The following is a 15,353-nucleotide window of genomic DNA, read 5'->3' on the forward strand; positions in this document are numbered from 1 at the left end:
GCCCGGGCGGCTGGCGCCCGCGCGGGCGGGGGGGCCGGGCGCCCCCCCCCCCCCCCCCCCCCCCCCCCCCCCCCCCCCCCCCCCCCCCCCCCCCGACCGTTCTCGAACGGGTGTCCCACGTGGTGTTCCGCCCCGGCTCGACCCGCCCTGTAGGTGTCGGCAGCAGCCTTTGTGCCTTAGGGGTTACGCGTCGGCTAGATGCTCAGGGGGGCGCAGTGGAGCGGGACTGCCGTGAAGCGTTGGACGGTCTTGCCCGGCAACTCGGCGAGTGCGCCGACGGCGCCGGCCAGCTCGCGCTGATCTCAGGGGGCCTGGCCAGCGGAAAGACCCGTCTGCTCCATGAGTTCTCGCGTTATGCGAGGGAGTCGGGTGCGCTGCATCTGACGGCCACCGGATCGCGCGCGGAGGACGATTTCCCGGTAGGGGGCGTGGATCAGCTGTTCCGCAACCCGGACATCCCGCCGGAGGTCGCCGAGTGCGCCGCCCGGCTGCTGCCGGACGCGACGGGGGCCGCCGGAGCGGCCGGTGCCGTCCATGAACTCACCGTACGGCTGCTGGACCTGGCCAGACACCGCCCGCTGGTCGTCAGCATCGACGACATCCAGTTCGCCGACGAGTTCACCCTGCGGCTGGTCCGGCATCTGCGCCAGCGGATCGCCTCGGCGCGGGTCATGATCGTGCTGACGGAGTGGAGCTGGGCCCACCCGGCAATGACTCGCTTCCACGCCGAGATCACACAGCATCCGCATCTGCGGCTGCGACTGGCACCCATGGACGAACCAGCCCTGCGGCAACTGATCGCAGAACAGACCGCCGACCATGCCGACACCCCCACCACAGCGCAGCCCGCGCCCCAGCGCGAGCGCGAATGCGAGCACGAGCACGAGCACGAGTACGACGCGGCCTCGTTACTGCGGTTGACGGGTGGCAATCCGCTGCTGGCGGGGGCGCTGCTGGAGGACCACCGGGCCTGGCAGCTGGCGCATCCCGGCGCGACGGCCGAGCACCCGGTGGTCGGTTCGTCGTACGCACAAGGAGTACTGAACTGCCTCTACCGCTGGGACACGGGTCTGCTGACCGTGGCGCAGGGACTGGCCGTCCTGGGCCCGGAGCGGGCCTCGGCCCCGCTGGTGGCGCAGTTGGTCGCGCTGCCGGTGGACGTGGTCGAGCAGGTGCTGAACGTCCTGTCGGCCGCGGGGGTGCTGGACGGTGTGCGGTTCCACCCCGTGGCCGCGCAGGCCGTTCTGGGCACGCTCGCACCCGGGGAGCGGGCACGGCTGCACGCCACCGCCGCCGAACTGCTGCAGCTCCGGGGCACGGATCCGGTGACGGTCGCGGAACAGTTGATCGCCTCCGCAACCGCGACCACAGCTGCGACCTCCGCTGCGACCGCGACCACAGCTGCGCCCTGGCCTGCATGGACGGCCGATGTGCTGCGCCGCGCGGCGGCCGAGGCGGCCACGGGTGACGATGTCGAGCTGGTGACCCGCTGTCTGGAGCTGGCGCTGGAGGCGACCGCGGACCCGGCGGAGCAGGAGGTGCTGCGGCGCGGACTGTCCCGGGCAGTGTGGCAGGTCGATCCGGCGGCGTCCGACCGCTGGCAGGCCGCCCCGCGCAGCGCGCTCGCGCAGGGCGCACTCGCCGGGCGGGAAACGCTGCCTCTGCTGAAGCAGGCCTTGTGGAAGGGCGACACCGCAACCGCGCGCACGGCCCGTGAGGCGTACGAGCAGCGCGGGGCCGGCCGGGACGGTGACCGGTACGCGGAGGCCGAACTCCACCTGGCGTACCGCTGGTTCTACGGCCCCGGAACCGACGCAGGCACAAACGCAAGCCCCAGCACACTCACAGGCACAGGCACAGGCACGCTCACAAGCGCAGGCACCGGTGGGGACCCGCACCGGGAGGATCCGTGGATCCGGGCGGTGCACGCCGTCGCGGAGGGCTCGGCGGGGGCGAACGCGCGGGGCGCACTGCCCAGCGCGGAACACATCCTGGAGAGCTGCCGACCGGGCGATTCCCTGCTGGAGGTCGTGCTGGCCGCGCTGTTCACCCTGATCGGCGGCAACCAGCTCCAACAGGCCGGGGAGCAGACGGAGCGGCTGTACGCGGAGGCGCGGCGGCGCGGCGTGCTCACCTGGCAGGCCGCCCTGGGCACCGTACGGGCCGAGATCGCGCTGGGCAGGGGTGAGCCGGCGGCGGCGGCCAACCGGGCGCGGGCCGCGCTCGACGTGCTGTCGCCCCAGGGCTGGGGTGTGATGCGGGGGTACCCGCTGAGCGTGCTGATCTCCGCGCAGACGGCGATGGGCCGGCACACCGAGGCCGAGGAACCGATTCGCCAGATGGCGCCGGAGGCCATGCCGACCACGGTGTGGGGCCTGCGCTTCCTGTGCGCCCGCGGTCACCATCACCTGGCGACCGACCGGCTGCTCGCGGCCGTCCGGGACTTCCAGACCTGCGGCCGGCTGGCCCAGGAAGCTCATCTGGACCTTCCCTTCGTGCCATGGCGCATCGGCCTGGCGGAGGCGCATCTACGGCTCGGCCGTACGGTCGTCGCCCGGGACCTGGTCAAGCAGCAGCTGGACCGGGCGCAGGCGATCGGCCCGCGTACCCGGGGTATCTCGTTGCGGCTGCTCGCGGCGTGCGGCGAGCTGATGCAGCGGCCGGCTCTGCTGCGCAAGTCCGTCGAGGTGCTTCAGGCGGCGGGCGACCGGATGGAGCTGGCACGTTCGCTGGCGGATCTCTCCGTGGCCTGCCGCAATGTCGGCGAGCTGGACGAGGCCAGGGCGGCTTCCTGGCGCGCGGCCCAGGAGGCGAAGATCTGCCAGTCCGGGTTCAGGGCAGCGGCTGCGGCCGATGCCGTGACGCATGCGCCGCGTATGTCACGTACGTCGCACCCCGGGCACGGGGCCACGGCCCATGCGGCCGAGTGGGGCGAACAGGCCCCGGGCACCGGGACGATCGGTGGTGCTGGTGGTGCCGGTGGTGCCAGTGGGATCGGTGGGATCGGTGACGCCAGAGGCATTGGAGACACCAGGGGCATTGGTGATCTCAGAAATGTCGGTGACGCCAGTGATTCGGAGGCGTCGCTGCTCAGCGATGCGGAGAACCGGGTGGCCCTGCTGGCCGCCCGTGGCTTCAGCAACCGGGACATCAGCCAGCAGTTGTTCATCACGGTGAGCACGGTCGAACAGCACCTGACGCGCGTCTACCGGAAGTTGGGGGTCAGCAGTCGCCGGGCTCTGCCCACCCGTCTTCTGACGCCTCCCCTGCAGGCACTGTGACCTGTGGCCTGCGACCTGCGCCCCCCGTGAGGGCTTCCCTCAAGAACTCCCTCAAGAACTCCCTCATGTCCGCTAGAACACCGATCGGGCATTACGCCCTGGGCGCGGGTGACGGACTAGCGTCGCCATGACAGGCTCCTCGCCCGTGGAACGGAGATCACGATGCGATTCGGCGGCACCCTGCGGCTGTTCGTGTTCCCGCACGCGGGCGGCTCCCAGCTGATGTTCAACGAGTGGGCCCGGCTCTTCCCGGCGGGCTGGCGGCTGCTGCCACAGGACTATCCGGGGCACGGGCTGCTGGCCGGCGAACCGCCGATCGGTGACGCGGACACGCTCGTGGACTGGTTCCTGGACCGGCTGTCCGCCGAACTCGACGACCCGGACGTCCCCTTCGCCTGCTTCGGGCACAGCATGGGCTCCCTGATCGCGTTCGAGCTGACCCGCAGGCTCGTCGACGAGGGCCGCCGGCCACCGGTGTGGCTGGGGCTGTCGGGCTGCGGGGCGCCGCGTCCCGGCCGGCCGGCCGAGGAGCCCGGCGAGCTGACCGACGCGGAGCTGCGCCGCAAGTTGATCCGGCTGGGCGGCACCCCGCCACGCATCCTGGACAACCCGGAGCTGTGGAGCATCTTCGCCCCCGTCATCCGGGCGGACATCTCCCTCGTACGGAACTGGCGTCCGCCGCATGACGTGACGCCGCTGCCCGTGCCCCTCACCGTGTTCCACGGCGAGCAGGACACCACCGCGCCTGCGGGACCGCTGGAGCAGTGGGCGGAGTCCACCCACCACTTCCTCGGTGTCCGGCGCTTCGAGGGCGGCCACTTCTACTTCCAGGACGATCCGGCGGCGCTGGCCGACGCGATCACCGCCGATGTGCGGGCCGGACTGGAGGCCCTGGCAGGCACCCCGTGACCGAGTTCCGCATCCTGGGGCCGGTCGAGGTCCACGACGGCCGGACGGGGCGGCGCGTCGTCCCGTCCGGCACCAAGCAGCGCACGCTGCTCGCCGCCCTCGTCATCGAGGCGGGACGGACGCTGACGGTCGACCGGCTGGCCGACGAGCTGTGGGGCGACGAACCGCCGCAGCGGGCGGCCAACGCGGTACAGGCCCATGTGGCCCGGCTGCGCCGGATGCTGAGCGATTCCGGCGACGGGGACTGGATCAGCACCGAGCCCATGGGCTATCTGCTCCGGCTGGGCAACGCCACCACGGACGCCCAGCGCTTCCAGCGGCTCTCCGCCGAGGGCCGCGCCGCGGCCTCCACCGACCCGGCGCACGCCACCGAACTGCTGGAGCGCGCGCTGGCGGTGTGGCGCGGACCGGCGCTGCAGGACTGTCTGCGCGGGCCGTTGTGCGCGGCCGAGGCCGAGCGGTTCGAGGAACACCGGCTGTCGACCCTGGAGAAGCTGTACGAGACACGGCTGCACGAGACACCGCTGCGCTCGGCGCCGCTCGATGACGTCACGGGCGAGCTGGAGCGGCTGACGTACGAGCATCCGCTGCGGGAGCGGTTCTACGACCTGTCGATGGTCGCGCTGTGCCTGGCGGGCCGGCCCGCCGAGGCGCTCGGTGTGTACGAACGGGCGCGCAAGGTCCTGCTCCACATGCTCGGCGTGGAGCCGGGCCCGGCGCTGCGTGCCCGGATGGAAGCGGCGATCCGGCACTCGCCGTTCGCGGACCTCGGGACGACACCGCCGCCGCGCGCCCTGGCACACGACGCGTCGGGCAGTACACCCGGCAGCACTCCCGGCAACAACCCCGGCAGCACCCCCGGCGGCATTTCGGATGTGGCGGCCCTGCTCGATCTCGGCGGTACGGTCGCCCAGCTGCGGGAGCGCGTCGATGAGCTCTCCCGTGAGCAGGGCACCCTGCTGCGCAGGATCGACGAGCTCGCGGCCGCCGCGGCCGGCGGCGCACAGAGCCGGGAGTACGGCGGAGCCGCCCGACGGACAAGGACGGCCCGGAACTCCCTCGCCGGGCAGGAGTCCGGGCCCGTGATCACGAGGCCCATGCCCCCGGCGGCGTGAACGGGGCGGGCCCGCGGTGACGGAGCGCCCGGACCGGCGCGACGGAGGAGGTCCGTTCCTGCTCCAGTACCTCGTTCTCCCGCGCCTCGTTCGCCAGCCGGATCCGGGCCGTGAGCAGCACGGCCAGGGCGGCGACCTCCTCGGCCGTCGGGTTCCCCTTGGAGACCCGGACGGACGCGGAGGTGAGCGCGACGACGGGGTTCCCGTTCCCGGTGATGGCCGGCGTCCTGCTCCCGACGGCGGTCACAGCGGCAGGTTCCCGTGCTTGCGGCTGGGCTGCTCGGCGTACTTCGTACGGAGCATGTCCAGGGTGGAGATCAGCCGGGCGCGGGTGTCGGCCGGGTCGATGACGTCGTCGACGAGGCCGCGTTCGGCCGCGTAGTACGGGTGCATCAGCTCGGTCTGGTACTCCTTGATCTTCTGCCGGCGGGTCTCCTCCGGGTTGTCGGAGGCGTTGATCTCCCGGCGGAAGATGACGTTCGCGGCGCCTTCGGCCCCCATGACGGCGATCTCGTTCGAGGGCCAGGCCAGGGCGATGTCGGCGCCGATGGAACGGGAGTCCATGACGATGTACGCGCCGCCGTAGGCCTTGCGCACCACCAGCGAGATGCGCGGCACCGTCGCGTTGCAGTAGGCGTACAGGAGCTTGGCGCCGTGCCGGATGATGCCGTTGTGTTCCTGGTCGACGCCGGGCAGGAAGCCCGGGACGTCGATCAGGGTGACCAGCGGGATGCTGAACGAGTCGCAGAACTGCACGAACCGCGCGGCCTTCTCGGAGGCGTGGATGTCCAGTACGCCCGCGAGGCAGGCCGGCTGGTTGGCCACGATGCCGACCACCTGGCCGCCGAGCCGGGCCAGGGCGCACACGATGTTCTGCGCCCACTGGCTGTGCACCTCGAAGTAGTCGCCGTGGTCGGCGATCTCCTCGATCAGGTCGCGCATGTCGTACGAGCGGTTCGGCTGGGCCGGTACCAGGTCCAGCAGGCTCTCGTTGCGGCGGTCGACCGGGTCGTCGAGGTCGCCGGCGGGGGCGAGTTCGCGGTTGTTCTGCGGCAGGAGCGAGAGCAGGTGCCGTACGTCCTCCAGGCAGCTCTCCTCGTCGTCGTAGGCGAAGGCCGCGACGCCCGAGGACTCGGCGTGGCTGTCGGCGCCGCCGAGGTGCTCCATGCTGACGGCCTCGCCGGTGACCGCCTGGACGACGTCCGGGCCGGTGATGAACATCTGCGAGGTGCCGCGCACCATGAAGACGAAGTCCGTGAGCGCCGGGGAGTACGCGGCGCCGCCGGCGCAGGGGCCGAGGATCACGGAGATCTGCGGTATGACACCGGAGTTGCGGACGTTGCGCTGGAAGATACCGCCGTATCCGGCGAGCGCGGTCACGCCCTCCTGGATGCGGGCGCCCGCGCCGTCGCAGAGGCCCACGACGGGGGCGCCGGCGGCCTCGGCGAGGTCCATCAGTTTGTGGATCTTCTCGGCGTGGGCCTCGCCCAGTGCCCCGCCGAAGATGCGGAAGTCGTGGGCGTAGGTGAAGACGGTGCGGCCGTGGACCTTGCCCCAGCCGATGACGACGCCGTCGGTGTGGGGCTTCTTGTCCTCCAGGCCGAAGCCGGTGGCACGGTGTCTGCGCAACCCTTCGACCTCGTTGAACGTGCCCTCGTCGAAGAAGAGGGCGATGCGTTCCCGGGCGGTCAGTTTGCCCTTGGCGTGCTGTGCGGCGGTGGCCCGCTCTCCGGGTCCGGACTCGGCGAGCGCCTGTATGGCGTGGAGTTCGGCCGTGCGCTCGCGCATGGTCGCGACACGGTTCTCGTCGCGGCCCGCGGCGGCCGGGCGCATGCTCCCGGGTTCCGGGGCCGGCGCGGTCTTCAGCGGTTTTTCCTCGACGATGCTCATGGAGGCCCTTTCGACACAGAGGCACCGGGTTCCGGCCGGTGTCGCGTCGTCCAGCATCGGCGCAGGCGCTACAGCCGGACTCGAATAACGCACGGGAACACCTACGGCTCCGGTACAGGGTTTTCCGCCCGGCTCCCCGTCCGGTCCTCCGCCCGGTCCTCCGCCCCGATCAGTCCGGAGACCATCGCCATGAACCCCTCGTCGAGCATGGTGGCGGCGGCGGTGTCCCGGGAGGTGCCCAGGCCGGTGTCGTGGCAGGCGATGCTGACGAGGTAGCGGCCGAGCACCGGGTAGGTGCCGAACGCCCACTCTCCATGGGCGGCGGGGGTGCCGTCGGGGGCGAGCAGGCCGGTGTCACCGGAGGATCCGGTGGCGAAGCCGAACGAGGAGAAGTCGAGCCGCAGGCCCTGGCCGAGCGCCTTGGTGTAGGCCTCCTTCAGGGTCCACAGCCGCAGCATCCCCGCGGTCTGTTCCGCCTCCGGGAGAGCGGCGAGCGTGTCCCGTTCCGCCGGGGTGCAGACCTGGTCCTGGAGCAGTTCGAACGACAGCTTGCGGTCCACCGGTTCGGTGTCGATCCCGATGCGCCCGGTGCGGCTGATGCCTACGGCGATGAGGTCGTCGGTGTGGGTGAGGCTCAGGTCGATCTGGTCGAAGCCCCGCAGGTAGGGCCGGCCGCCGACCTTGTACGCCAGGTCGAGCTGGGCGGGCGAGGTGCCGAGCGCGGCGGCGGCCGTGTACTTGACGGCCAGCCGGGATGCCACGAAGCGGTACCGCAGGACGGGGTCGGCGGTCTGCCGGTAGCGCGGCCAGTCCCGCCCCAGCAGCGGGCGCAGCACCGGGTCGGCGAGGGCGGCGGGCAGCCATTCGCCCCAGGTGGTGAACACGGATGCGTTGCCGCGCCGGGCCAGCCCCTCGCGGACCTCGTGCCAGGGCCCCGCGGGGCCGGTGGCGTGCACGGGTGGCGTGATGCGACGTGCGGCTTCCGCCTCCATGGGCGGCCTCCTCGGGCCGGTCACAGGGCCAGTTCGGTGGAGTCGAGGTCGTAGCTGAGGCCGGTGCGGTAGCGGCGTACGAGTTCGTCGAGGACCTGGGTGCGGCAGTCCTCGGGCAGCTCCGGCATCGGGATGCCGAGGCGCCCGCCGATCCGGGTGAGGGCGAGTACGGCCCAGGCAGGCGCGGCGAGGAAGGGGTCGCTGCCGTCCTGCCCTTCCCAGGTGGCCAGGATCGCAGCGGCCGCGAGGACTAGGGAGTAGCGGTCGCTGAGCACGCACCAGGCGGGGTCGGCGAGGGCGGCGGCGCCCGGCGGGATGGCCCGGCAGCGCTCGCGCAGGGCCCGCAGCTCGTCGGTGAACGCCTCGGCGAGATCGGCGAGTACGGCGAGCTGGCCGCCCAGGCCCCGTACGTCGGCCAGGCGGGCGGCGGCGCCGCTGAGGGAGGCGGCGAGGAAATCGCCGCCTCCGGCGATGCCGAGGAGCCGGTAGTCGAGCAGGGGCAGCGAGGTGCCGGAGTGGTACAGCTCGGGCGGCGGTTCCTCGTCCCGGAACCAGGCGTGTTCGGCGAGGCTGCGCAGCTGGGGCACGATCACGGCCTGGCAGGCGGCGGTTCCGGCGTGGCCGAGACCGGCCACGGGCAGGTCTCGGGAGAGCTTGTCCAGCGCACCGTACTCGGGGGTGCCGTGCTCGTAACCGTGGGAGCCGAGGACGCTCGCGAGCTCCTCCAGGCTCTCCCGCAGCAGGTCGGGTACGACGTACTTGACGGCTGCGGCGAGGATGTGGGTGCGGTCGGGCAGCAGGCTCAGGGCACGCAGCGCGATGGTGGCCATGCTGTCGCAGGCGAGCAGGTCGGCGAAGACCCCGGCGAGGGGCTTGTGCCGGCGGCGGGCGATGGGGCGGCTGCGGCCGGCGGTGGCGGCGCGGACGGCGGAGTGCAGGACGGTACCGGCGGCGGCGACGGCCGTTCCGGCGATGACGCAGCGGTTGACCTGGTAGGTGCGCAGCGCCAGGGCCACGCCTTCGCCCGGCCGGCCGACGAGGGCGTCGGCCGGGATGTCGCAGTCGGTGAACGACAGTCCGGAGAACAGGTTTCCCCGCATGCCGGCCATGCGGATCCGGGGCAGCGCGCTGATCCCGGCGCCGAGGCCGTCGGGGTCGAGGAGCAGCACGGAGTGGCTGAGGGGGGTGCGGGCCGGGTCGGTCCGGGCGTAGACGACGTAGGCCCCGGAGACGGCCGCGTTGATGATCACGTCCTTGCGGCCGGCCAGTGTGTAGCCGCCGCCGGGGCGTGGCCGGGCGGTGAACTCGTCGCGCAGGATGGCGTTGGAGTGGGCCAGTTCGTGGTGGACGATCGAGGCACGGCCGCCCGCGAGCAGCAGGTCGGCCGTCGCGCGCCGCTGGCCGGGGTTACCGGCCGCCCATACGGCGGAGGTGGCGAACAGCGAGGTGATACCGGCGCCGAAGCCGAGCGCGAGGTCGCGGCGGAAGACCGGGCGCAGCACCTTGACGAGCAGGTCGGCGCGGGTGAGCCGGCCGCCGAACTCGGCGGGTACGAACTCGGAGCCCAGCCCTGCTTCGACGAGGAGCCGTTCGGTGGCAGCGGGCGGTTCGTGGCGCTCGTCGGCGGCGAAGAGGGCGCCGAGGCCGTGCGGGTTGGCGGGATCGTAGGGGTCGCCGAGGAGAGCTTCGAGCCGGGCGGCCCGGCGCAGGGCGTCGGTCTCCTCGGCGGCACGCCCGGCGGTCCGTTCCGCGTGGATCTGGGTGGTGGCCATGGTGGCGTGGATCAGCTCCTTCGTCACGGGACAGTCCTGGGGAGGGGGCTGAACATGTCCGCGAAGCGGCCGGGCGGCACTGCGCCGGGCACACCCGGTGGCCGCGCGGGAGCGGGCCCACCTCTGTGCGCGGAAGCTGCGCGGGAGTTGCGCGGGAGTGTGCAGCAGTGCGCGGGAGTTGCACGGGGGTGTGGCGGCAGTGCGTGGGCGTTGCGCGGCAGTACGCGGCAGCCGCGCGCGGGAGTATCAGCGTCGCCAGAGTCGCTCGACATCCGCTTGAGGCGGCCTACAGCCGGGCCGGGGACAGACCGGGGACGATCCGGGGACGGGTCGGGGACGGGTAGGGGACGGGCCGGGGGCCGCTGGTGGGAAGCCGTACCTCGGGCCCGGCTTCCGGTCAGCCCGGTTCCCGGCCGAGTGCGTGTATCCGGCCGGCGACCCCGAGTGCGGCGCGAAGCTCGCGGCCCGGACGGGTGTCCGCGGGGTCGGGCCCGCAGGGATACGGACGGGGGAAACCCGCCCGGACCAGGGCCCGTACCGCGTCGGTGGTGCGGGACATCCGGCGGGCCTCACTCAGCAGATAGCCGGGCGACAGCGGCTGCCGGCCCGGTCCGGGTCCCACGCTCCGGCCGGTCGTCGCGCACACCAGCGGAATCCGGGGCGGTGCGACGACGCTGTCCGCCGCGGCCCGTGCGAAGGCCGCCTCGGAGTCGAGGGCGGCGGCGAAGTCCCCGGCGAGCACGGCCGGGTGCACGGGGGCGAGCCTGCCTCGCGCGGCCACGAGCCGGGCCGCGTCGGCCAGGTTCAGCGCGTCCGCCACATGGGCCGCGGCGATCTCTCCGGCACCGTGGCCGGACACCGCGCCGACCCGGAGCCCCCACGACTGCCAGAGCCGGAAGACCGCCACGTGGAAGGCGAACAGGGCCGGCTGCCCGAATTCGGACCGGCGGATCAGAGCCGCGTCGACTCCGTCCTCGGGCGCGAACACCACGGCGGCCAGGGGCAGCCGCAGCCAGTGGTCGAGAGCGCCGCGCACGGTGTCGTACGCGGCGCGGAAGGCGGGAAAGGCGCCGTACAGCTCGCGGCCGAGGCCGGGCCGGATTCCGGCGCCACCGGTGAAGAGCACGGTCACGGCCGGGCCGGTCGGGGGCCGGCACCGGCGGGCGACCAGCGCCGGGGTCTCATCGGTCACGGGGAGCCGCCTCCACCGTCTCGTACAGACCGGGCTCGGGGGTGGCCAGCGGGCCGAGGTCCTTGACCAGGGCCTGGAACTCCTCGCTGCGCACGGCCCGCTGGTGGGCGGCGGGGTCCTCCCAGACGGCGAGTTCGAGGAAGACCCGCTCGTCGCCGAGGCTGCGCAGGCCCTCGTGGCCGAGGTAACCGGGCTGGCTGCTCATGTAGGCGGTCAGCCGGTCCTTGACGGCCAGGAACTCGTCGATGTCGCCGTGGACGGTCAGCTTGTTGACGAAGGTCACCATGTGAGGCTCCTCGGGTCGGCCACGGCAGCAGTGCCGTTTACGGGTACGGGGCGGGGCCGCCCCTGCGGATGCCACGCTCGGCGAGAAGGCTCAAGGAACCCCGGAAGAGCGCTCGACTCCCGCTTGAGGAAGCACGGTGATCCGGCGGAGGGCGAAGGCCGCTTCCGGCAGGGTCCGGAGGGCGGGTCGTGACGGTTTCTCCGGGTTTTCCAGGGCATGGCGCGGACGGTTCCTCCAGGTTCCCTCCGGGCTTTCCTCAGCATGGCGCGGACGGTTCCTCCGGGCTTTTCTGAGCATGGCCCGGCGGCCCCGCATTGCGCCGCCGGGCGCCCCGGATTCCGGCCGGACGGAAAACCGGCAGGACTCCTGGTTTTTTCCGTACCCACGGAACCGGAGGTATTCGGTCCGGTGAAGTGATCCGGATTTCCGGACCGCCCATTCCTTTCATTCCTTACGGATGGACGAAATCCGGCCGCTATCCCGGCGAGGATTCACACCCGGCCGGCGGCCGCCCGGGACGGGTGGCCCGGGGGCGTGACGCGGGCGTCGGAAGCGCGGCGGTCCGGCCTCAGCCACGCCCCCACGCCCCCCTATCCCGTGCACGCCGGGGTCCGCCCGCATAGGGGTGCGGGTACCGCGAACCCCAGAGTGCGGCCGTCGTCATGGATCTGGCGGGCATTCCGAAATAACTTGAGGCTTCCTCGATCGGTTGAAGAGAACCGACGCTCAGGAATGTGTCTCCGGGGGACCCCGGCACTGGAGGTGTCCGTGCTTGTTCGACCGATGCCCGGGGTGAGTGTCGCCTCGGTGGACGCCGCCGGTCGCCTGGAACTCCTGGCGGAGTCAGCGGTGGGAACAATGCGCTACTGGTGCGGTCCGGTGGGCGCCGCGATGTGGATCGCGCTCCGCCAGAACGAGGGCGACGCGGGCGCCGCCGCACGTCTGCTCGCCGAATTGTGGAATACCGCGCCCGAGAATGCGCGCGCCGATCTCGACATATGGGTCGAGGAAATGCGCGACGCGGGTCTCATGTGCGCCGAGCCCTGCCCCTGACCCGACCCCTACCCGCCCTCAGCGGTGGCTCGACCACCCCTGTAGGCGCAGACTTCACCCTGTCCCGGATAGGGGTGGACCTTCGTCAACAGGGGCGAGTATGCGGTTGGTCGGCAGGACATCGGTGATCGGAGCCTTGGACGAGGCGCTCGCGGACTGCGCTGCGGGCGGCTCTCAGGCCGTCCTGATCGAAGGTGCAGCCGGGTGCGGCCGGAGCGCCCTGGCCGACACCGTCGCCGAGCGGGCCGCTGCGGCCGGTGCCCTGGTCCTGTCCGCCGTCGCCACGGTGGCCGAGCGGCAGATCCCGTGGGGCGTTCTGCGGCAACTCGTCCACCGGACAGCGGGGTTCCGGCTGCCCGACGGCGGCACTGGCAGTGGCACCGGCAGTGGCTCCGGCAGTGGCGCCATCGGGAACTCCGGCGGGGAGCCCTCGCGGGTCGAGGACCTGCGCGAGTTCTGCGACCGGGTGTGCGAACTGGGCCTGGACCGGCCGGTGCTGCTCTGCGTGGACGATGTGCAGCACGCGGACGCCGAGTCCTTGCGCCACCTCCAGTACCTCGTACGTCACGCCCGTGGGTCCCGGGTCCTCGTCGTCCTCACCGGTTCGCCGCACCCGCCGTCGCAGGACCCCTTGTTCACCACCGAGTTGATGCGCCAGCCCCACTTCCGCCGGATCCGGCTCAGTCCGCTGTCCCGGACGGAGACGGCCCGGTTCCTGGAACTGGACGGCTGTGACGGCCTCACCTCGGACGAGGCGTACCGCATCAGCGGAGGCAACCCCCTGCTGCTGCGTGCCCTGACCGCCGAGTACACGGACACGGCGGTCAGGGACACGGCCGGGGACGTGCACGGCGAGGGCACGCACGGCGAGGCGACGTTCCCCGCCCCAGGCGGCCCGTTCGCGCAGGCGGTCGTCGCCTGCGTTCACCGGGCCGGCCCGGTCACCACCACTGTGGCCGGTACCGTCGCGCTGCTCGGCGACCACGCCTCCCCCGCCCGCGCCGCCCGGACGGCGGAGCTGACCGGCGCCGCCGCGAACCGGGGTCTTGCCGCGCTGCGGGCGGCCGGCCTTCTCGACGGCGTACGGTTCCGGCACCCGGCCGTGCGTGACGCGGTGCTGGAGGAGGCCGGTCCGGCCGCCCGGGGCAGGCTGCTCCGGCAGGCCGCACGGGTGCTGCACGAGGACGGCGTCCCGGCCCCGGCAGTCGCGAAGCTGCTGCTCGCCGCCGCCTCCGAAGACGTGGTACCGGCGGAAGAGGCGGCGACGGCGGGCGAACCGTGGGACGTGGATGTGGACGTGGACGTACTGCGCGAGGCTGCGGAGGATTCCCTGGCACGGGGCGAGGCCCGTCCGGCGACGCGGTTGCTCGAACTCGCCCTCGAAACCGGCACCGACGACCAGGTGCGGGCCTCGCTGCGCATCCGGCTGGCCCAGATCACGTCCCGCTTCGACCCGGCCGCGGCCGAACGCCGCGTGGACGCGCTGCTGGAGGCGGTGCGCTCCGGCCGGCCGGCCGCCGAGCACGAACAGCCGCTGGCCGGACTGCTACTGGCCCAGGGACGGGTCTCCGACGCGGCGGAGCTGATCCTCGGCACCGGTGCCGACCAGGCGGGCGCCTCGCCCCTGGACACGATGGTCGACACCGCGCCCGGCGCCGCGGAGCGGCTGCTGCGGTCGGCCCGGCTGACGGATGCCACGCTCGCGCCGCTCGCCCAGGCCGTGACGTCGCTGCTCTGCTCCGAGCAGCCGGACCTGGCGGTGCGGTGGAGCCGCAGGCTGCTCGACGAGGCTGACGGCTGCCGGGCCCCGGGCTGGAGCGCCGTGTTCGGGACGCTGCACGCCGAGGCACTGCTGCGCCTCGGCGACCTGCGCGGCGCCCACACCCGTGCGACGGCGGCCCTCGCGGCCCTCCCCGCGCAGGGCCGCGGAACCTTCGTCTGCGCGCCGACGGCGGTGGTCGTACGCGCGTGCACGGAGATGGGCCAGTACACCGAGGCGTCCCGCCTGACCGGTCGGCAGCTGCCCCGGCGACAGCTGATGAGCCTGCACGGACTGGCGTATCTGCGCGCCCGCGGACTGCACCACCTGGCTCTCCATCAGCCGCACGCGGCACTGGCCGACTTCCTGGAGGTCGGCCGGCTGATGGAGAGCTGGGGGGTGGACCGGCCCGCGTTCCTGCCCTGGCGTACGGATGCGGCGCGGGCGCTGCTGTGCCTCGGGGAGGACCACCGGGCGGAGCAGTTGGCCCTGCGCCAGCTCGCGATGGCCGACGCGCGGCGCCCGCACGTGCGCGGTCTCGCGCTGCGCATGCGGGCGCTGGCCGGGAATGCCCAGCAGCGGCCGACGGTCCTCGCCCAGGCGATCGACGAGCTGCACCGCTCCGGCGACCGGTTGGAGACGGCCCGTGCGATGGCGGATCTGGGCCGGACGCTCCAGGCGGACGGCTCCTCGTCGAAGGGCTGCGTGATGATCCGTTCGGCCTGGCAGCTCGCGAAGGACACCGGCGCGGCGCCGCTGTGCCAGGAGATCCTTCCCGACGCACCGCTGGTGACGGCGCCGGTCACCGCCCCGGCCAGGGCGGAGAGCCGGCCGGGCCGGGCCGGGAAGGCGGGCGCGGGCAAGGACCGGCCCGGCACCTCGGCAGCCAGGCTGAGCGTTTCCGAGCAGCGGGTGGCCACCCTGGCCGCGCAGGGCCTGACCAACCGGGAGATCTCGGCCCGGCTCTTCCTGACGGTGAGCACGGTCGAGCAGCACCTGACCCGGGTCTACCGCAAGCTCCGGATCACCTCCCGGGGCGACCTCCCGCTCGACCTGGAACGCGCCGACGGCGCCCCGGTCCGCGCCTGAAAGGCGGACCACCGC

The 15,353-nt window shown here is 73.0% G+C and carries 11 protein-coding genes; 5 read left to right on the top strand and 6 right to left on the bottom strand.

All coding sequences use genetic code 11. The features are described 5' to 3' along the window. The first annotated feature begins 239 nt into the window (after positions 1 to 239). From ACFYY7_RS39055 to ACFYY7_RS39065, 3 genes are all read left to right on the top strand, one after another. Positions 240 to 3,281 (top strand): AAA family ATPase, encoded by a 3,042-nt coding sequence (locus ACFYY7_RS39055; protein ID WP_388669217.1) that lies wholly within the window; start codon positions 240 to 242, stop codon positions 3,279 to 3,281. Between the two features lie 162 nt (positions 3,282 to 3,443). Next, positions 3,444 to 4,190, top strand: coding sequence for a thioesterase II family protein (locus ACFYY7_RS39060; RefSeq protein WP_388669220.1), 747 nt, complete (start codon positions 3,444 to 3,446; stop codon positions 4,188 to 4,190). Further along, on the top strand, positions 4,187 to 5,305 hold the full coding sequence (locus tag ACFYY7_RS39065; RefSeq protein WP_388669223.1) for a BTAD domain-containing putative transcriptional regulator: 1,119 nt from the start codon (positions 4,187 to 4,189) through the stop codon (positions 5,303 to 5,305). Before ACFYY7_RS39060 ends, ACFYY7_RS39065 begins: the two co-directional genes overlap by 4 nt. Here ACFYY7_RS39065 and ACFYY7_RS39070 read toward each other — a convergent pair. The 6 genes from ACFYY7_RS39070 to ACFYY7_RS39095 form a co-directional block, all read right to left on the bottom strand. Further along, positions 5,277 to 5,552, bottom strand: a complete 276-nt coding sequence (locus ACFYY7_RS39070) for an acyl-CoA carboxylase subunit epsilon (protein WP_388669226.1) — start codon at positions 5,550 to 5,552, stop codon at positions 5,277 to 5,279. The genes ACFYY7_RS39065 and ACFYY7_RS39070 overlap by 29 nt on opposite strands. Beyond that, positions 5,549 to 7,138, bottom strand: a complete 1,590-nt coding sequence (locus ACFYY7_RS39075) for an acyl-CoA carboxylase subunit beta (protein WP_328512731.1) — start codon at positions 7,136 to 7,138, stop codon at positions 5,549 to 5,551. The genes ACFYY7_RS39070 and ACFYY7_RS39075 overlap by 4 nt, the downstream gene beginning before the upstream one ends. Positions 7,139 to 7,296: 158 nt before the next feature. Further along, positions 7,297 to 8,187, bottom strand: coding sequence for a 4'-phosphopantetheinyl transferase family protein (locus ACFYY7_RS39080; protein WP_388669229.1), 891 nt, complete (start codon positions 8,185 to 8,187; stop codon positions 7,297 to 7,299). Positions 8,188 to 8,207: 20 nt separating this feature from the next. Then, positions 8,208 to 9,986 (bottom strand): acyl-CoA dehydrogenase, encoded by a 1,779-nt coding sequence (locus ACFYY7_RS39085; RefSeq protein WP_388669232.1) that lies wholly within the window; start codon positions 9,984 to 9,986, stop codon positions 8,208 to 8,210. Positions 9,987 to 10,356: 370 nt separating this feature from the next. Next, positions 10,357 to 11,151 (bottom strand): acyltransferase domain-containing protein, encoded by a 795-nt coding sequence (locus tag ACFYY7_RS39090; protein WP_388669236.1) that lies wholly within the window; start codon positions 11,149 to 11,151, stop codon positions 10,357 to 10,359. Beyond that, positions 11,141 to 11,437, bottom strand: a complete 297-nt coding sequence (locus ACFYY7_RS39095; protein WP_266738007.1) for an antibiotic biosynthesis monooxygenase — start codon at positions 11,435 to 11,437, stop codon at positions 11,141 to 11,143. Before ACFYY7_RS39095 ends, ACFYY7_RS39090 begins: the two co-directional genes overlap by 11 nt. Positions 11,438 to 12,205: 768 nt before the next feature. On the opposite strand from ACFYY7_RS39095, the gene ACFYY7_RS39100 reads away from it, so the two are divergent. After that, positions 12,206 to 12,490: a PqqD family peptide modification chaperone gene (locus ACFYY7_RS39100; protein WP_388669239.1), complete on the top strand. Its 285-nt coding sequence runs from the start codon at positions 12,206 to 12,208 to the stop codon at positions 12,488 to 12,490. 100 nt (positions 12,491 to 12,590) lie between these two features. Next, positions 12,591 to 15,338, top strand: coding sequence for an AAA family ATPase (locus tag ACFYY7_RS39105; RefSeq protein ID WP_388669242.1), 2,748 nt, complete (start codon positions 12,591 to 12,593; stop codon positions 15,336 to 15,338). Positions 15,339 to 15,353 lie beyond the last annotated feature (15 nt).

Source organism: Streptomyces sp. NPDC001933 (assembly GCF_042890955.1).
GTDB lineage: Bacteria > Actinomycetota > Actinomycetes > Streptomycetales > Streptomycetaceae > Streptomyces.